This is a genomic window from Amycolatopsis sp. NPDC058986, from assembly GCF_042741125.1.
In the GTDB taxonomy this organism is placed as follows: Bacteria; Actinomycetota; Actinomycetes; order Mycobacteriales; family Pseudonocardiaceae; genus Amycolatopsis.
Map to the genome: position 1 here is coordinate 13,492 of NZ_JBHYJW010000015.1, position 15,542 is coordinate 29,033.

General features: G+C 68.4%; 16 protein-coding genes. 7 read left to right on the forward strand and 9 right to left on the reverse strand.

The features are described from left to right. The first annotated feature begins 8 nt into the window (after positions 1-8). Genes ACFW0G_RS15710 through ACFW0G_RS15720 form a run of 3 tightly spaced genes read left to right on the forward strand, consistent with a single transcriptional unit; the run spans position 9 to position 4,328 of the window. A complete protein-coding gene (locus tag ACFW0G_RS15710; RefSeq protein ID WP_378325923.1) occupies positions 9-1,139 on the forward strand; it encodes a methyltransferase domain-containing protein in 1,131 nt (376 codons plus the stop codon). Continuing rightward, on the forward strand, positions 1,136-3,559 hold the full coding sequence (locus ACFW0G_RS15715) for a glycosyltransferase family 4 protein (RefSeq protein ID WP_378326074.1): 2,424 nt from the start codon (positions 1,136-1,138) through the stop codon (positions 3,557-3,559). Before ACFW0G_RS15710 ends, ACFW0G_RS15715 begins: the two co-directional genes overlap by 4 nt. Further along, positions 3,519-4,328 (forward strand): DUF1698 domain-containing protein, encoded by an 810-nt coding sequence (locus tag ACFW0G_RS15720; protein WP_378325924.1) that lies wholly within the window; start codon positions 3,519-3,521, stop codon positions 4,326-4,328. Before ACFW0G_RS15715 ends, ACFW0G_RS15720 begins: the two co-directional genes overlap by 41 nt. Here ACFW0G_RS15720 and ACFW0G_RS15725 read toward each other — a convergent pair. From ACFW0G_RS15725 to ACFW0G_RS15735, 3 genes are read right to left on the reverse strand one after another with little or no spacing between them, the layout of a single operon-like run. Beyond that, complete coding sequence (locus ACFW0G_RS15725; RefSeq protein ID WP_378325925.1) at positions 4,319-5,242, reverse strand: FkbM family methyltransferase; 924 nt, start codon at positions 5,240-5,242, stop codon at positions 4,319-4,321. The genes ACFW0G_RS15720 and ACFW0G_RS15725 overlap by 10 nt on opposite strands. After that, positions 5,239-6,231, reverse strand: a complete 993-nt coding sequence (gene gmd / locus ACFW0G_RS15730) for a GDP-mannose 4,6-dehydratase (protein ID WP_378325926.1) — start codon at positions 6,229-6,231, stop codon at positions 5,239-5,241. The genes ACFW0G_RS15725 and gmd overlap by 4 nt, the downstream gene beginning before the upstream one ends. Positions 6,232-6,290: 59 nt before the next feature. Continuing rightward, positions 6,291-6,743 (reverse strand): MarR family winged helix-turn-helix transcriptional regulator, encoded by a 453-nt coding sequence (locus ACFW0G_RS15735; protein ID WP_378325927.1) that lies wholly within the window; start codon positions 6,741-6,743, stop codon positions 6,291-6,293. A 62-nt stretch (positions 6,744-6,805) separates the two neighbouring features. Between ACFW0G_RS15735 and ACFW0G_RS15740 the strand changes: the two genes are divergently transcribed. Both ACFW0G_RS15740 and ACFW0G_RS15745 read left to right on the forward strand, forming a co-directional pair. Beyond that, the gene (locus ACFW0G_RS15740; protein ID WP_378325928.1) at positions 6,806-7,174 is read left to right on the forward strand and encodes a VOC family protein; all 369 of its coding nucleotides are present in this window, start codon (positions 6,806-6,808) and stop codon (positions 7,172-7,174) included. Then, complete coding sequence (locus ACFW0G_RS15745; RefSeq protein WP_378325929.1) at positions 7,161-8,024, forward strand: NAD(P)H-binding protein; 864 nt, start codon at positions 7,161-7,163, stop codon at positions 8,022-8,024. Before ACFW0G_RS15740 ends, ACFW0G_RS15745 begins: the two co-directional genes overlap by 14 nt. Positions 8,025-8,265: 241 nt before the next feature. On the opposite strand, the gene ACFW0G_RS15750 is transcribed toward ACFW0G_RS15745, so the two are convergent. From ACFW0G_RS15750 to ACFW0G_RS15765, 4 genes are all read right to left on the reverse strand, one after another. Further along, on the reverse strand, positions 8,266-8,934 hold the full coding sequence (locus tag ACFW0G_RS15750) for a response regulator (RefSeq protein WP_378325931.1): 669 nt from the start codon (positions 8,932-8,934) through the stop codon (positions 8,266-8,268). Then, positions 8,931-10,055: a sensor histidine kinase gene (locus ACFW0G_RS15755; protein ID WP_378325933.1), complete on the reverse strand. Its 1,125-nt coding sequence runs from the start codon at positions 10,053-10,055 to the stop codon at positions 8,931-8,933. The genes ACFW0G_RS15750 and ACFW0G_RS15755 overlap by 4 nt, the downstream gene beginning before the upstream one ends. A 58-nt stretch (positions 10,056-10,113) precedes the next feature. After that, a complete protein-coding gene (locus ACFW0G_RS15760) occupies positions 10,114-11,010 on the reverse strand; it encodes a hypothetical protein (RefSeq protein WP_378325934.1) in 897 nt (298 codons plus the stop codon). Between the two features lie 89 nt (positions 11,011-11,099). Next, positions 11,100-11,930, reverse strand: coding sequence for a helix-turn-helix transcriptional regulator (locus ACFW0G_RS15765; RefSeq protein ID WP_378325935.1), 831 nt, complete (start codon positions 11,928-11,930; stop codon positions 11,100-11,102). 101 nt (positions 11,931-12,031) lie between these two features. Here ACFW0G_RS15765 and ACFW0G_RS15770 point away from each other — a divergent pair, with 101 nt between their 5' ends. Continuing rightward, positions 12,032-13,474: an MFS transporter gene (locus tag ACFW0G_RS15770; RefSeq protein ID WP_378325936.1), complete on the forward strand. Its 1,443-nt coding sequence runs from the start codon at positions 12,032-12,034 to the stop codon at positions 13,472-13,474. Between the two features lie 514 nt (positions 13,475-13,988). On the opposite strand, the gene ACFW0G_RS15775 is transcribed toward ACFW0G_RS15770, so the two are convergent. Both ACFW0G_RS15775 and ACFW0G_RS15780 read right to left on the reverse strand, forming a co-directional pair. Then, positions 13,989-14,273, reverse strand: a complete 285-nt coding sequence (locus ACFW0G_RS15775; protein WP_378325937.1) for a DUF397 domain-containing protein — start codon at positions 14,271-14,273, stop codon at positions 13,989-13,991. 25 nt (positions 14,274-14,298) lie between these two features. Further along, positions 14,299-15,126, reverse strand: coding sequence for a helix-turn-helix domain-containing protein (locus ACFW0G_RS15780; protein ID WP_378325938.1), 828 nt, complete (start codon positions 15,124-15,126; stop codon positions 14,299-14,301). A 112-nt stretch (positions 15,127-15,238) separates the two neighbouring features. Between ACFW0G_RS15780 and ACFW0G_RS15785 the strand changes: the two genes are divergently transcribed. Continuing rightward, positions 15,239-15,535 carry a hypothetical protein gene (locus ACFW0G_RS15785; RefSeq protein ID WP_378325939.1) on the forward strand — a complete coding sequence of 99 codons (297 nt, stop codon included), beginning with the start codon at positions 15,239-15,241 and terminating at the stop codon, positions 15,533-15,535. The last annotated feature ends 7 nt before the right edge of the window (positions 15,536-15,542 follow it).

The window sequence follows — 15,542 nt, forward strand, 5'->3', positions numbered from 1 at the left end:
AACACCACATGCCTGAACATCGCGTGGCACAGGCGCTGGCCCGCCTCGGCGAGCACCAGCAGCTGCACCTGCCGCTGAAGCGGACCGATCTGCTCGGCAGGCTGGCCCTGCGGTTCCTCTGGCGCCGCCAGCTCAAATGGCAGATCGAATCCAACCTCGCGATCCACGACGCGCTGGCGGGCCTCGACGAGGCGGGCCGCGTCCAGCGTGCCCGGGTCGACCAGCTGGAAGGCGCCGACAGGGTGAGCCACGAGGAGCTGGCCCACGAGGTCGAGCTGCTCAAGCGCAGCGATCAGAACCTGATGGCCGGGCTCAACCAGCGGCTTTTCTCCTCGCTGGGCCGGATCGAGTCGCAGCTGGGCGATCTCCGGCTCCGGCTGGCCGAGACGGCGGAGCACGGCGAGGACGCGGAACAGCGGATCAAGGCTCTCGAAGCGCAGATCGCCACGCTGACCGGGGCGGCCCGCGACGTCCGGCTCCGGCACGCGCAGCTCGACGGCTTCCTCGACCAGGTCCGCGCGAACCGTCCCGAAACCGCGCCCACGACAGACGTCGCCGAGCGCGATTCGTTCCTGGAACTCGCCCTGTCCGAGCTGCTGGACGGGCCCGCCGATCACGTCCGCGCCGAACGCGGGCGGTACGTGCCCGCGGTGCGGAAGGCACACGAGAACGGCGCGAACGGCCCGGTCTTCGACGTCGCGCCCGCGCGCGGCGAATGGCTGGAAGTCCTCCGCGCCGAGAACCTGCCCTACCGTGCTGCGTCCGCGAACTCCTTGGTGCGGCGGCACATTGAAGGCCTCGGCCTGCGGATAGAGGACGCCGACGCGCTCGAAACGCTGGCCACCGCACCCGCGCGCTCGCTCGGCGCCGTGACCGCGTTCCGCTACGCCGAGCGGCTCGAGCCGAGCGCGCTCGCCCGGTTCGTCGACGCCGCCGCGACGGCGTTGCAGCCGGGTGGCGCGCTGATCGTCGAAACCCCGGCAGCGGACGACAACGCGAGCGGCGACTTCCGGATCGACCCGTACGCACGCAAGCCGCTGCACCCGGTTTTCCTCCGCTTCCTCGCGGAGTCGGCGGGCTTGACCGACGTCGAGATCGTCGGCGCGGGCGATCGCTACAGCCTGATCGCGTGGCGATGACCCGGTACGCGATGTGGACCCCGCTGCCGCCCCAGCGCAGCGGGATCGCCGACTACAGCTTCGAACTGCTCGAAGCGCTGTCCGGCCGGATCGAGATCGCCGCGGTCGACGACGCCGACAACGCCGAGACTCCGGCCGGGATCCCGCTTCTCGCGCCGGATTCGTCCGAAGTGGACGATGCGCTGAACATCTACCACATGGGCAACCACGCCGGGATCCACGCGAAGATCTACCGGCGGGCGCTGGAAGTCCCCGGTGTCGTGGTGCTGCACGACCCGTCGCTGCTCGACTTCCACTCGGGCCTGTTCGGCGGCACGTCGACCGACGCGTTCCGGGAAGAAGTCCGGTACGCGCACGGCCCGATCTGGGGCCACCCCACCGATCCCGCGCTGCTCGACTGCTGGCCCGCTATCGAGGTCGACGGTGTCCGGACCATCGACTACGGCACGCTGACGCTGGAACGCCGTCTGGTGACCGCCAGCAAGGGCGTGCTCGTCCACGATCCGCACACCGCCGCGTTCCTTCGCGGCCGGTATCCGGAGACGCCGGTGCACGTCGTCCCGTCCGGGGCGCCGATCCGCGACGACTCCGGCCGCGCCGAGACCCGCGCGCGGCACGGCTGGCACGACGAACACGTGGTGTTCGGGGTGTTCGGCGGGCTGGTCGGCATCAAGCGGGTGACCGTGGCGGTGCTGGTGTTCGCCGAGCTCCGCCGCCGCTGGCCGAACGCGCGTCTGGTGATCGCGGGCCACCCCGGCCAACCGGGCCTGCTGGACGACATCCGCCGCACGATCGCCGAACTCGGTGTCAGCGACTCCGTCCACTTTGTCCTGTCGCCGGAGAAGGCCGAGTTCGAGGAGCTGATCAGCGCCACCGACGCGGTCGTCAACCTGCGCTGGCCGACAGCGGGGGAAACAAGTGCGACGATGATGCGCGCGTTCGGCGCCGGACGCCCGGTCATCACCAGCGATCTGCCGCAGCACCGCCATTTCGACGAGGCGTTCTGCTGGACGATTCCCACGGACGCGGCGTCGGAGGCCCAGGAGCTGTACAACGCGCTCGAACGCGCCGTGTGCTGGCCGGACGAACTCCGTGCAGCGGGGGCGAAAGCCCGCGAATACATGCGGCGCCACGCGTCGCTTCCGGTCGCCGCGCAGTCCTATGTGGACGCACTCGCGGCGATCGAGCAGCACCGCCCGACGACCATCGAACGAACCCGGCCGGGCGTGAACGTCTTCGCCGACGCGCGGGCGACGACCGGGCTTTCCGAATCGGCCCGCCGCCACGTGCAGGCGCTCGCGTTGCCGAGCACCGGCGTCGAGGCAACCTTCACCGAGTTCAACTCGCAGGCCCCGTACCGCACGGTGCCGATCCCGCCGGACATCGCCGCGTTGCGCCGGGGCAAGGAATTCCCGCTCGACTTCTGGCTCGTCAACGTCAACGAGTTCCAGCTGATCCCGGAGCACGCGCTCGACCGCTACACGATCGCGATGTGGGCGTGGGAACTCCCGGACATGCCGAAGTACGCGCTGGCACAGCTCCCCCGCATCGACGAGCTGTGGGTGCTTTCCACGTACGTCGCCGACGCCTGCCGCACGGCGACCGACATCCCGATCACCGTCGTGCCGAGCGTGGTCCCGCAACGACCCGGCATCCCGGGCGACAAGGCCCGTTTCGGGATTCCGGACGACAGGCTGATGGTGCTGTACACCTTCAGCGCCTCCTCCAGTGACGCGCGGAAGAATCCGTGGGGCGTCATCGAGGCGTTCCGTCGCGCCTTCCCGCCGGAAGAGCAGGGCACCAAGGCGCAACTGGTCATCAAGGCCAACGACCTCGACCGGTTCCCCGAGCTGGCAACGCATCTGGCGCAGGCCGTCGCGAGCGTGAACGGGACGCTGCTGTCGCGGCAGATGTCGCGCGCGGACATGGACTGTCTGCTCGCCAGCTGCGACATCTACATGTCCCTGCACCGCTCGGAGGGTTTCGGGCTCGGCATGGCCGAGGCGATGGCCATGGAGAAGCCGGTGATCGCGACCGGTTACGGCGGCAACGTCGACTTCATGCCGCCCGGCGCCGCGGCCGTCGTCGGGTACGACATCCGGCCCATCACCGCGCGGGATCACCGGTTCGGCGCGGAGTTCGGCGACTGGTACACCGAGGGCCAGCTGTGGGCGGAGCCCGACGTCGACCAGGCCGCCCGCTGGCTGCGGTGGCTCGCCGAGTCCGCATCGCGCCGTCGCGCGATGGGTGTCCGCGGCGCGGAAGCCGTTGCGGCGCGGTGCAGTCCGGAGGCCGTCGGGGCAACGATGGCGCGCCGGCTCACCGAACTCCAGCGGAACCTGTCACGGCCCGATCGGGCATTGGCTACCGTGTCGGACCATGACCGCCTTGAGCGCACAAGCACGGCAGGAAGCCGTTGACGCCGTTCCCTTCTGGTTCCATTCCGTCGACGTCGGCGAGGGCGTCGTCACGCCGGGCGCGAAGCCCGCGGACTTCAGCGTCAAGGAGTGGAACAGCTGGCAGGTCCCGGACCTGACCGGCCGTACCGTGCTGGACATCGGCGCGTGGGACGGCCGTTACTCCTTCGCCGCCGAAGAAGCGGGCGCGGAGAAGGTCGTCGCGCTCGACCACTACACCTGGTCGATCGACTTCCCGACCTACTACGCCGCCATCCACGGGATGCGGGAGCGCGGCGAGCACGTCCCCGACGCCATCGACGTCCCCGGCGCGTGGCGGCCGGACACGTTGCCGGGCAAGGCCGGGTTCGACACCGCGCGGCGCCTGCGGGACAGCAAGGTCGAGGACATCGTGCTCGACTTCTCGCACGACGACGTGACTTCGGTCGGGCAGTACGACGTGGTGTTCTTCGCGGGCGTGCTGTACCACCTCGTCGACCCGATCGGCGCGCTGCGGCAGCTGTACAAGGTGACCGGTGAGATGGCGATCGTCTCGACGCACGGTGTGCAGATCGCCGGTTTCGAGGACCGCGAGTTCGCGCAGTTCTACCCCTTCGACGGCTTCCGCGGCGACCCGACGAACTGGTGGGTGCCGAACATGAAGTGCCTGACCGGCTGGTGCCAGGCCGCCGGTTTCGACCGGATCGAGGTCGCGCTCGGCCCCGACGAGGGCAAGCAGATGGCGCCCGGCGAGGCGGAGACCTACACCGCGATCGTGCACGCCTACCGCTGAGCGCGCGCGGCCCGCAGTTCGGCTTCCAGTTCGGCGATGCGCCATTCGAGCGCGGCGGCCCGCCGCTGCGCCCGGGTGGCGTCCCGCTGGCTGTCGGCCAGCGCGGTCTCCACCTTCCGCACGTACTCCTCGCGGTCGGCGCGGGACTGCTGCGCTTCCTGCACCGCTTCTTCCAGACGCCGGATGTAGCCGACCTCGCCGGGCCGATTCGCCTGTGCCGCCCGCAACTGCGCGACGTCGTAGCGCTCGAAATCGTCGAAGACGTTGGCAGGGACGGCGAGGCGGCTCAGCGCCTCCTCGTCGTCCGCCGGAGCGTAGAACCGGTTGAGCCCGTCGAAAAGCGCGCACCGGTATCCGGCGTCGAGCAGGATCGGTTCCCATTCGCCGTGCGACGGCTGGGGCGAGCCGGGTTCGGTGGCCTCGACGACGACCACTCGCGGGCGGTGCCGGGTCCAGTCGGCGCCCTCGATCACGTCGCGTTCGGCGCCCTCGACGTCGATCTTGACGAAGTCGAGCTGGCCGGGGTGCTCGTCGAGCAGGTCGGCGAGCGTGACGACGTCGACCTCGACGTCGTGGGTCGGCCAGTCCTCGTCCGCGCGGTAGTGCGCGGCGAGGTCGTCGTCGAGCGTCGCCCGCCCCCACTGGCCCTCGACCACGTGCAGCACGGTCTTGCCCGGCTTCGCGCCGACGGCGATCGCGAGGTTGAGGTCCTCGGGCCGTTCGCACCGCAGCTGATCGAACAACGACGGCTCGGGTTCGACGTTGATCCCGCGCCAGCCGAGGTCGTAGAAGTGCTTGGTGACCGAGTCCTGGAGCGGGTATCCCGCCCCGATGTCGACATAGCGACCGGTGGTTCTGCCCGCGAACACCCTGGCGAGAACCACGTCCTCCGCGTTTTGCGCGTAGGAGATCATGGGAGATCTATTCCGGCCTTTCTGGCTTCGAGCTGCAGGTCGTTGTCCACCATCATGGACACCAGCGTTTCGAAGTCGACCTCCGGCTTCCAGCCCAGCTCCTCACGCGCCTTGGTGGCGTCGCCGACGAGCAGGTCGACCTCGGCAGGGCGGAAGAACCGCGGGTCCTGGGTGACGAAACGCTCCCAGTCTTCGAGGCCGACGTGCCCGAAGGCCGCGTTCAGGAAGTCGCGCACGCTGTGCGTCCGGCCGGTCGCGACGACGTAGTCGCCCGGCTCGTCCTGCTGCAGCATCCGCCACATCGCGTCGACGTAGTCCCCGGCGAAGCCCCAGTCGCGGCGTGGTTCGAGATTGCCCAGCGCGACCGTTTCCTGGAGGCCGAGCTTGATGCGCGCCACCGCGTTGGTGATCTTGCGGGTGACGAACTCGATGCCGCGGCGCGGGCTCTCGTGGTTGAACAGGATCCCGGAGCAGGCGAACAGGCCGTAGCTGTCCCGGTGGTTGACGGTGATGTCGTGGCCGAAGACCTTCGCGCAGCCATACGGCGAACGCGGGTAGAACGGCGTCTCCTCGGTCTGCGGCGATTCGCGGACCTTGCCGAACATCTCCGAGCTGGACGCCTGGTAGAAGCGGATCTTGTGGTCCGGCCCGCCGACCATGCGGATGGCCTCGAGCAGCCGGAGCACCCCGAGCCCGGTGACGTTCGCGGTCAGCTCGGCCTGCTTGAAGCTCAGCGCCACGAACGAAATCGCGCCGAGGTTGTACACCTCGTCCGGCTGCACCTGCTCCAGCGCGCCGACCAGGCTGGAGAGGTCCTGCAGGTCCGCCGACACCAGCTCGACGTAGGGGTACTCCGCGCGGATCATGTCGATCCGCGGGTTGTTCTGCCCCTTGACCAGGCCGAACACCTCGTAGTTCTTCGAATGCAGCAGCTCTGCGAGATATTGGCCATCCTGACCGGTGATACCGGTGATCAACGCACGACGCACCCGAGCAGGATAGCCGTCCCGGCCCCGCCCCGAGCCGTTACGTGGTGTTTTGCGGGGAACTATGCGCCGTCGTCGTCATCGCGCAGGGAATGGATCATGCTCCGCAGGATCCGGAACGCGTTCGCCTGCTCGGCTTCGGTCAGGCCGGCCAGCATTCTGACCTCGACGGACCGGACCGCCGCACTCGCCTTCTCCAGGCTCCGCCGGCCGCGAGGTGTAAGCCGCGTCGGGAGAACCTTCCCGACGGGCGCCTCCGCGGGCCTGGTCACGTAGCCCTCTCGTTCCAGGGCCTGGAGCAGCACGTTCATCGACTGCCGGGTCACGAACGCGCCCCGCGCGAGCTCGGAGTTCGACAAACCCGGCCGTTGCGCCAGCAGTTCGAGGCAGGCGTAGCGCGTCACGTTCATCCCGAGCGGCCGCAGCACCTCCTCCATGGCCGCGCGCAGGGCGCTCGACGCCTCCTTCAGCAGGTAGCCCAGTGACTTCTCCAGGTCGACACCGTCTTGACTCATGTCAGCATTCTGACATAGATTGGTGGATGTCAGAAGACTGACACGAAAGAAGGAGCATCATCTTGTCCGCCATCGGCCCCGACTTCATCTCGCTGCAAGCGCGTGACCTCGCCGCTTCGCAGGCGTTCTACGAGCAGTACCTCGGCCTCGTCCGCTCGCAGGCCGGGCCTCCGCACGCCGTCGTCTTCGAGACGAAGCCGATCGCGTTCGCACTCCGCGAGATCGTTCCCGGCACCGATCTCGCATCCGTTGCCCAGCCCGGCATCGGTGTCGCGATCTGGCTCCACGCCACAGAGGTCCAGGCCATTCACGACGCTCTCGTCGCCGACGGTCACACCATCGTCTCCGCACCGATCGACGGCCCGTTCGGCCGGACATTCACCTTCGCCGACCCCGACGGCTACCAGGTCACCCTCCATGACCGCGCCTGAGGCGAGCACGCTGGTCTTCGGGGCTACCGGGGCACTCGGCGGCCACGTCCTGGACGCGCTGGCCGCCCGGGGAATCCGCCCCGAAACGATCACCGCGGCGGGCCGGAATCCCTCGCGCCTCGGGGAACTCGCTTCCGCCGGGTTCGGCACCGCCGCCGTCGATCTGTCGGATTCGGCCGGCGTCGCGGAACTGGTCGCCAGGCACTCCGACATCGTGTTGATCTCGGGCGGCGACCCGAATCGCCTTGCACAGCACGAGTCGGTGATCGAGGCCGCGAAGAACGCGAATGTCCGACACGTCTACTACACCAGCGGAGTCCGGGCCGACGATGACCGGTTCGAGATCAATGCCGACCACAGGGCGACAGAGAATGCTCTCACCGCTTCCGGTGTGACGTACACGATCCTGCGGAACACCTGGTACATCGAGAACTACATTCAGGCGCTGGCAGGCCCCCGCTACACCGGCGTTCTCGCCGCGGCGGCCGGTGACGCCGTCGTCGCGGCAGCCAGCCGGAAGGACCTGGCTGAGGCGTTGGCCGTCGTCGTCACCACAGAGGGGCACGACAACGTCACCTACAACCTCTCCGGCGACACGAACTTCACCTACGCCGACATTGCCGAAGCGATGTCGGTCGTGCTGGAGCGAGAGGTCACTTACCGGCCTGTCACTTCCGAAGAGTTGCAGGTGGCGTTCGTCAATTCGGGCATGGAGAGCGAGCTGGCCGGTTTCTTGGCAAGTCTCGACGAAACCATCGCCGCCGGGGTTTTCGCGCGGGTCGGTGACGATCTTTCCCGGCTCATCGGCAGGCCGACGACCGGTCTCGTCGAGGGACTGACGGCAGCGTGAGCAGCGGGGCGGGCGAGCCGGCGATCTCGGCTCGCACCGCCCTTCTCCCGATCAGCGATTCTTAGCCCGAAAGTGTGAGCTGAGTCGTGTCGGCCAACGTCCTCCCACCCTCGGACGCCTTCTGATCGGAGCATCGGTTCGATGCGTCCATGAGAGGAGCCGAGATGGCCTGGCAGATCGTCGTGGTCGCCGCGGTGGCCGTGGTGTTCCTGGTCCGCCTCGTCCTGCAGTTCAAACGCGGCTAGCCACGTTTCGGGGTGACCAGGCCGGATTCGTAGGCGAGGACGACGAGCTGCGCCCGGTCCCGCGCGCCGATCTTGGTCATGATGCGGCTGACGTGCGTGCGCGCGGTGGCCGTCGAGATCACCAGGTGCGCGGCGATCTCGTCGTTCGACAGGCCGCCCGCGACCAGGCCGAGCACCTCGCGTTCGCGGTCGGTGATCTCGCGGACGGCGCTCGTGTCGATCCGCCGGTTCTCCGGGCGGCCGACGAACTCCGCGATCAGCCTGCGGGTCACGGTCGGCGCGAGCAGCGCCTCCCCGGCGGCGACCACGCGCAGCGCGCGCAGCAACTCGACCGGGTCGGTGTCCTTCAGCAGAAAGCCGCTCGCCCCGGACCGCAGCGCCTCGTAGACGTACTCGTCGACGTCGAACGTCGTCAGCACCAGCACCTTGACCCCGGCCAGTTCCGGGTTCGCGGTGATCCGCCGGGTCGCTTCGAGGCCGTCGGTGCCGGGCATCCGGACGTCCATCACCACGATGTCCGGTTTGTGCTCGACGGCCAGTGCCACGGCCTCCTCGCCGTCGCCCGCCTCGCCGCAGACCTCGAAGCCGTCCTCGGTCTCCAGCAGCACCCGGAATCCGGCGCGCACCAGGGCCTGGTCGTCGGCGAGAACCACCCGGATCGTCATGCTTCACCTTCCACAGGCAGTTCCGCGCGGACTTCGAAGCCTCCGGCGACAACGCCCGCGGTCACCTGGCCGCCGAGCGCGGCAGCCCGCTCACACATGCCCCGCAGTCCGTGTCCCGGCGTCGGTTCCGCCGTGGTCCGGCCATCATCCCGCACGGTCATCCGCAGCACGCCCACCCGCCGCTCGAACCGGACGTCGACGGCGGTGGCGGCCTCGGCGTGGCGGACGACGTTGGTCAGCGACTCCTGCAGGATCCGGTACGCGGCGCCGTCGACGGGCGCGGGCAGCTCACCGGGGTCGCCCTGCACCCGGATGTCGAGGCCCGCCGCCTCGACGTGACACACCAGTTCGTTCATGTGCGCGAGACTCGGCGCGGGTGCCTTGTCCTCTCCCGACCGCAACACGGCCAGCGTCGCCCGCAGGTCCTTCAACGCCGACGCGCTGGCCTCCTTGATGTTCAGCAGCGCCTCTTTCGCCTGCTCCGGCCGCCGATCCGCGACGTGCGCGGCGACCCCGGCCTGCACGTTGATCATGGCGAGACTGTGCGCGACGACGTCGTGCACCTCGCGGGCGATGCGCAGCCGCTCCTGCTCGGCCATCCGGTGCCGGTGCTCGGTGGCCTGCTCGCGCCGGGCCTGCACCGCCGCCCACTGGTACCGCACCGCGGTGCCGGCGCCGATCACCGCTGCGATCCACACCACCGCGAGCCCCGAGCCCGCGGTGATCTCCAGCGCGCCACGGCGGATGAAGAAGGCGGTGAACCCCGCGACCAGGACCGCGGCGCCGGTGATCCCCGCCGTCAGCGGACCGCGCAGCCGGGTGAGCATGAACAACGCGATGGTCGGGACGACGATCACCGGACCGCCGGGAAACCCGCTCGCGTAGTAGAGGTAGGCCGAGGTCACGGTCAGCAGGAACACCGTGAGCGGGAAGCGATGGACGACGAGCAGGGTCAGCGCGGTCGCGGCCAGCCACGCGTACCCGGCGAAGGTGAGCGGATGGGCGTGCGGCTGCCAGTGCGACGCGCTGGTGGTGACGCCGAGCACGAAACCCAGGATGAGCACGGTGCGCACGACACGGCCCACCCACGGGTTCCGCCTCTGCCACCACTCCGGTCTCATGCCGCGAAAACTACCCGCCGCCGAGCGTCGGCGCGTCCGTCCGCAAGCGACTCCCCGCCTACGCCGTACGCGGTATCCGCCGCAGCACCGCGACCATCGCCAGCACGCCGACCGTCACTTGGACGGCGTAGACGGCGGCCTGCGCCAGCGTCGCGCCGTCGGCGAGCGGACCGCCGAGAACCGTGGTGAACAGCATCCACGAACCCCAGCCGACCATCGAACCCGCGCCGGTCCACACCACGACCAGCCGCGGCCAGAGCCGTCCGCGGTGCAGCGTCAGCAGCGCGGCGACGGCGAGCAACGTCAGCACACCGACCACGACGTCGAGGAAGCGCGCCGAAAGCCCGGCGGTCCGACCGGGGACCAGCGCGAATGTCGAACCGGCGGCCCACGCGAAGTGCAGCGCCGCGGTCCCGATGGCGGCGACACCGGCGATCCGGCCCAGCACACCGACGGGACGGGTTCGTGTGGTGGTCAGCACCGGCCAGCGATCCCGGACGTAGAAGACGAACGCCGTCAGCAGCGCGAGGCCCTGCCAGGTGAAACCGCCGTAGACCACGGCCCACACCCAGTCCTCCAGCGGCAGCGCGCTGGTCGACGAGCGGAGTAAGTCGACGCCGATCACCGGGCTGCTCAGCACGATCGGAGCGAGCAGGCCGGTCGCGGCCCACGCCGGGAACAGCACCAGCGGCGCCGGGATCCGGCGGCCCCACGCGTAGGTGAGCGCGAAGGCCAGCGCGATCGCCACCGCGTCCATCCCGGCGGTGAGCAGATTCGCGAACACCATCGTCGGCGTGTCCACAAAGGACGGATCACGCAGGCCGAGCGTACCGCCGGTGACCCACGCGATCTTCAGTGTCAGATAAGGAAAAGTGCCGAGAATCGCGGCATAGCACGCGACGAGCCGCGCGTGCGGGATCGGCATCCGCGCCGGAGGAGCGAGTGTGGTGGTCATACCCGCAAGCGTCGCCCGCACGACGCCGGATCAGTTCCCTCCACGGCGTTGTCCGGCTCCCTCTCGCGAGGGAACGGCCCAGGTCAGGGTCAGAACGACGTCGGCAGCTTCGCCGCCGTCTCCTCGTCGGCCGGGGTGTAGGCCGACAACGTGATCTCCGAATTCCGCCCGAAGTAGAGGTAGGTGAAGGTGAACTTGAGCAGGCCGACCTCGGGATGCAGGTACCGCTTGCAGAGGATCGGCTCGGCGTTGACGTCGTGCCGGGTCCACAGCTCCTCGAACAGCGGCGACTCCGCCTTCAGCCGCTTGACCAGCGACTTCCACGCCGGCTCGGCGACGTGTTCGGCCATCGACGCGCGGAACTTGGCGACCACGCGCGGGATGTTGCTGTCCCAGTCGAGCATCCGCGCCTTCCACTCCGGGTTGGTCAGGCACTGCACCAGGGTGTTGCGGTCCTCGAACGGGATCGCATCGACGTCACCCATCAGCCAGGTGTAACCGCGGTTGTAGGCCAGCAGATCGCAGCGGGCGTTGCGCACCGCCACCGGATAGGGCTCCAGCTTCTCCATCATGGTGAGCACGGGACGGGAGATCGAATTGCATTCCTTTTCGTAGCTGGGTTCGGGCGCACCGGCGAGGGTGAACAGGTGCTTGTGCTCGTACGGGTCCAGCTTGAGCGTGCGGGAGATCGCGGCGAGCACCTGCTCGGAGGCGTTGATGTCGCGGCCCTGTTCGAGCCAGGTGTACCAGGTGACCCCGACACCGGCGAGCTGCGCGACCTCCTCGCGGCGCAGCCCCGGCGTCCGGCGGCGCCCGGCTGTCGGCAGGCCGACCTGCTCGGGCGTGATGCGCTCACGACGGCTTCGCAGGAACGCGGCCAGCTCGTTGCGCCGCACGCGCTCTTCGACGGCGGTGGTCATGATGCCAGGCTCCCATACTCCCGATGCTGTTACCAGGTAGTCCCAATACCCGGATAAACACTATCTGGTACCAGGTTAGGACGTCGTCGATCGTAGTACCCATGACCACGACTGAAACCGTCCCGGCGGTGCGCACCCGCGCCGCCGAGGCACCCGTCAGGCCGGGCCTCACCCCTGCCGGCCTGGTCACCGTGCTGCTGGGGGCGGCACTCACCATCATCGACTTCTTCATCGTCAACGTCGCGCTGCCCACCATCGACGCGGACCTCAAGGCGTCCACCGCGACCCTGGAACTGGTGGTCGCCGGGTACGGCATCGCCTACGCCGTGCTGCTGGTCGTCGGCGGCCGTCTCGGCGACTCGCTCGGCAGGCGCAGGATGTACACGATCGGGCTGGCGCTGTTCACGCTGACGTCGCTGGCCTGCGGACTCGCCCCGACAGCGGGGACGCTGGTGATCGCCAGGGTCGCGCAGGGCGCGGCCGCGGCCATGATGCTGCCGCAGGTGCTCTCGATCATCCAGGCCAGCACCGACGGCGAGCACCGCTCGCGCGCGCTCGGCATGTACGGCGCGACCGGTGGCATCGCGACCGTCATCGGCCAGCTGCTCGGCGGCGCGCTCGTCGCGGCGAACGTGTGGGACCTGTCCTGGCGGCCGATCTTCCTGGTCAACGTTCCGATCGGCATCGTCGGCCTGATCATGGCGCGCAAGCTGCCGGAAACCCGCGCGCACAACCCACTCGGCGTCGACCGCTGGGGCACCGTGCTGCTGGGCGTGGCTCTGCTCTCGCTGCTGGTCCCGCTGATGGAGGGCCACGCGCTCGACTGGCCACTGTGGACGGTCGCACTGCTCGTGCTCTTCCCGTTCGCCGCGTTCGCGTTCGTTCGCGTCGAACGTCGGCTGGAACGGCGCGGCGGACACCCGCTGCTGCCGCCGTCGGTGATGCGGATGCCGAGCGTCCGGCTCGGGCTGCTCGTCGGCGTCCCGTTCTTCAGCGGCTTCGGCGCGTTCATGTTCGTCTACGCCATGACGTTGCAGGGCGGACTGCACCTCGGCCCGATGGGCGCCGGGCTCGCGCTGACCCCGATGGCGATCGGCTTCTTCACGATGTCGCTGATCAGCAGCCGGCTGGTGGCGCGGTTCGGCCAGAAGGTCGTCGTGACCGGCGGGGTGCTGTTGCTGCTCGGCGTGCTGACGCTGATCGGCTCGACGTTGCTGGCGTGGCCGGACCTGAACGTGCTGGACCTCGCACCCGCGATGCTGCTCATCGGCGTCGGCAACGGCCTCGCGATGACCACGCTGTTCCGCATCGTGCTCTCGAAGGTCCCGACCGACCTGGCCGGTGTCGGCAGCGGCGTGATGACGACGAACCAGCAGACGTCGCTCGCACTGGGCGTCGCGACTCTGGGGAGTCTGTTCGCCTCGCTGAGCGCGCCGGACTCGCTGGGGATGAAGAGCGCGTTCGTGCTGGTGATCGGTTTGCAGGCGGTGCTGGTGCTGGCGGTGATCGCAGGCGCGCGGCGCCTTCCCGACCCACGAGGCTGACCGGGGTGGTCCGTTCCCGCGAGCGCACGCCGTGAAGGAGTCCTTCACGGACTTTGCGCCACCCCCGCTGGCGTGGCCGGAACGACGCGTAAGGGACGTTGAACGTCCCTTACGCGTCGTTCGGGACATGAGTCGGGCGGAGCTGAGCCCGGCCGGTTGCGACAAGGGCGTCCCTGGGTGCGTTGAGTGCCCATGCCAGGGACTTGACGGGTGCGGCCAGGCGCGAGTGAGCCGTGTGCGTGCAGGTCGCGACGGCCGGGCGGGCACGGCGTGGGCCTTCGCTCACCGTTCCCCGTGTCTTGGCGCACGGTGGTAAGCCGGAACAAGCAAGCCGGACAAACACGACACAACGAGAAGTTTTTCGGGGAGCCGTGATGCCGGTAAGGCCACCTTGAGGACGTCAGACGCCCCCAAGGTGGCCTTACCGGCACGAGAGTCCTCTGTGGACACAGGCCGCGACCTGATTCAGCGGCCAGGCAGCGTTTGTTACATCCTGAGTGTAATAAACGCCGCATCAGGATGTAATTTTTGCTGCACTGATCGCGTCGTCGACCTCGCGGAGCCAGGAGGTCCAGGCGGAGGGGGTGAGGAGGAGGGCGCCGGTTTCGGGGGACTTCGAGTCGCGGACAGCGACCGCCTCCGGCACGAACGCCACCTCGACACAGTCGCCGTTGTGCCCGTCTCCGCCGCTGTAGCTGCTCTTCCGCCAGCCAAGAAACGCGACCTCGACGCAGTTGCCGTTGGCCCCTTCGCCGCCGCTGTAGCTACTCTTACGCCACGAGGCGTTCGACAGGTCCACGAGTGCTCGCCTCTTCCGGATCGGATCAGGCCTCGGCGATCATCCGCTCGATCAGCGTGCGAGAGTCCTGCTCATCCAGCGCCAGATCGGCGAGATAGTCGAACATGAGCTTAGCAGCGTAGACCTCGTGCTCATCCTCGATCTGGAGCGACCCGAACCCGTATTCCACGTAGCACAAGTCCGGCTCAGCGGGATCCGGAAACCCAGTCAAGATAAAGTTGCCGTACATCCCGCTGTGCGCATCCACCGTCTGCGGAATCACCTGAAGCCGAACGCTCGGCAGATCACTCATCTCGACCAGCTTCAAGAGCTGCGCACGATCGCAGCACTTGCGCCGCAATGCGGTCTCGTCGACGATCGCGTGGACCCTGAGCACAGGCTCGTTGGTAAGCCTGAGCTGCCGACGCAGGCGAACGGCAATCTCGTTCTCCAGCCGCTCGCCCTCATAGGGAATCCGAGCCGACTCGAAAACCGTGCGCATGTAGCTCTCGGTCTGCAGAAGTCCTGGGACATAGCCAAGCTCGTAGTTGCAGATCCAGGAGGCCTCGGCTTCGACACTCACGAAACCGCGATCGTCCAGGCCGAAAGCGTGCCACCAGCCTTTTTCATTGGCGTAGTCGAACATCCGGATGTACTGGTCGTAGTCCGAGGTGATCACGCCATAGCGATCCAGCAACGCCAGGAAGTCGTTGTAGCTCGGGATGTGGCCCTGCTCGATCCGGCTCAGCTTCGAGCTGGAGATGCGAAACGGTTTTCCGGCTTCCTCTTGGCTGAAGCCCGCCGCCTTGCGTAACTTCTGCAGAGTGCGGCCGAGTTGGCGCCGCCGATAGTTGGGCCTGCTCCGCCGGCTCATCCGTTCTCACCCCTCGCCATGGTTCGATCACGAATAGTAAGGCGGGCGGCGGGATGTGGGATTCCCCCATCGACCCCGTGTCGAGCGAATTCCCCACGCAAATCTGCTGGTCATGGACGTTCGGGGTTATCCGCACCAACTCGAGTACTACCGCGAAGTCGCCAAGGAGCGGCGTGTGCACGAGTACACCGAACTCGTGGACGACATGGGGTTCATCCTCGAACATCACACCGAACGCTTGAAGAACTGGCGGGTCCGTTACGGCACCGCGTGTGCCGAGGACTTCCTGACCCGCAAGCGCGCCAAGCCCGGCCGGTTCGTCGTGCACATCTACCGGTTGTTCCCGGACAGCCGGAAGCATCTCGTCTCACTGCGGATGAAGTGGCAGCCGGCCAGGCACAAGCCGTAAGTTGCGA

Excerpts from the sequence above, each read along its gene's own strand:
- ACFW0G_RS15770 (WP_378325936.1), top strand. The coding sequence starts at position 12,032 with ATGACCACGACTGAAACCGTCCCGGCGGTGCGCACCCGCGCCGCCGAG.
- ACFW0G_RS15720 (WP_378325924.1), top strand. The coding sequence starts at position 3,519 with ATGACCGCCTTGAGCGCACAAGCACGGCAGGAAGCCGTTGACGCCGTT.
- ACFW0G_RS15745 (WP_378325929.1), top strand. The coding sequence starts at position 7,161 with ATGACCGCGCCTGAGGCGAGCACGCTGGTCTTCGGGGCTACCGGGGCA.
- ACFW0G_RS15725 (WP_378325925.1), bottom strand. The coding sequence starts at position 5,242 with ATGATCTCCTACGCGCAAAACGCGGAGGACGTGGTTCTCGCCAGGGTG.
- ACFW0G_RS15755 (WP_378325933.1), bottom strand. The coding sequence starts at position 10,055 with ATGAGACCGGAGTGGTGGCAGAGGCGGAACCCGTGGGTGGGCCGTGTC.
- ACFW0G_RS15750 (WP_378325931.1), bottom strand. The coding sequence starts at position 8,934 with ATGACGATCCGGGTGGTTCTCGCCGACGACCAGGCCCTGGTGCGCGCC.
- ACFW0G_RS15715 (WP_378326074.1), top strand. The coding sequence starts at position 1,136 with ATGACCCGGTACGCGATGTGGACCCCGCTGCCGCCCCAGCGCAGCGGG.
- ACFW0G_RS15765 (WP_378325935.1), bottom strand. The coding sequence starts at position 11,930 with ATGACCACCGCCGTCGAAGAGCGCGTGCGGCGCAACGAGCTGGCCGCG.
- ACFW0G_RS15735 (WP_378325927.1), bottom strand. The coding sequence starts at position 6,743 with ATGAGTCAAGACGGTGTCGACCTGGAGAAGTCACTGGGCTACCTGCTG.
- ACFW0G_RS15710 (WP_378325923.1), top strand. The coding sequence starts at position 9 with ATGCCTGAACATCGCGTGGCACAGGCGCTGGCCCGCCTCGGCGAGCAC.
- ACFW0G_RS15785 (WP_378325939.1), top strand. The coding sequence starts at position 15,239 with ATGGACGTTCGGGGTTATCCGCACCAACTCGAGTACTACCGCGAAGTC.
- ACFW0G_RS15760 (WP_378325934.1), bottom strand. The coding sequence starts at position 11,010 with ATGACCACCACACTCGCTCCTCCGGCGCGGATGCCGATCCCGCACGCG.
- ACFW0G_RS15780 (WP_378325938.1), bottom strand. The coding sequence starts at position 15,126 with ATGAGCCGGCGGAGCAGGCCCAACTATCGGCGGCGCCAACTCGGCCGC.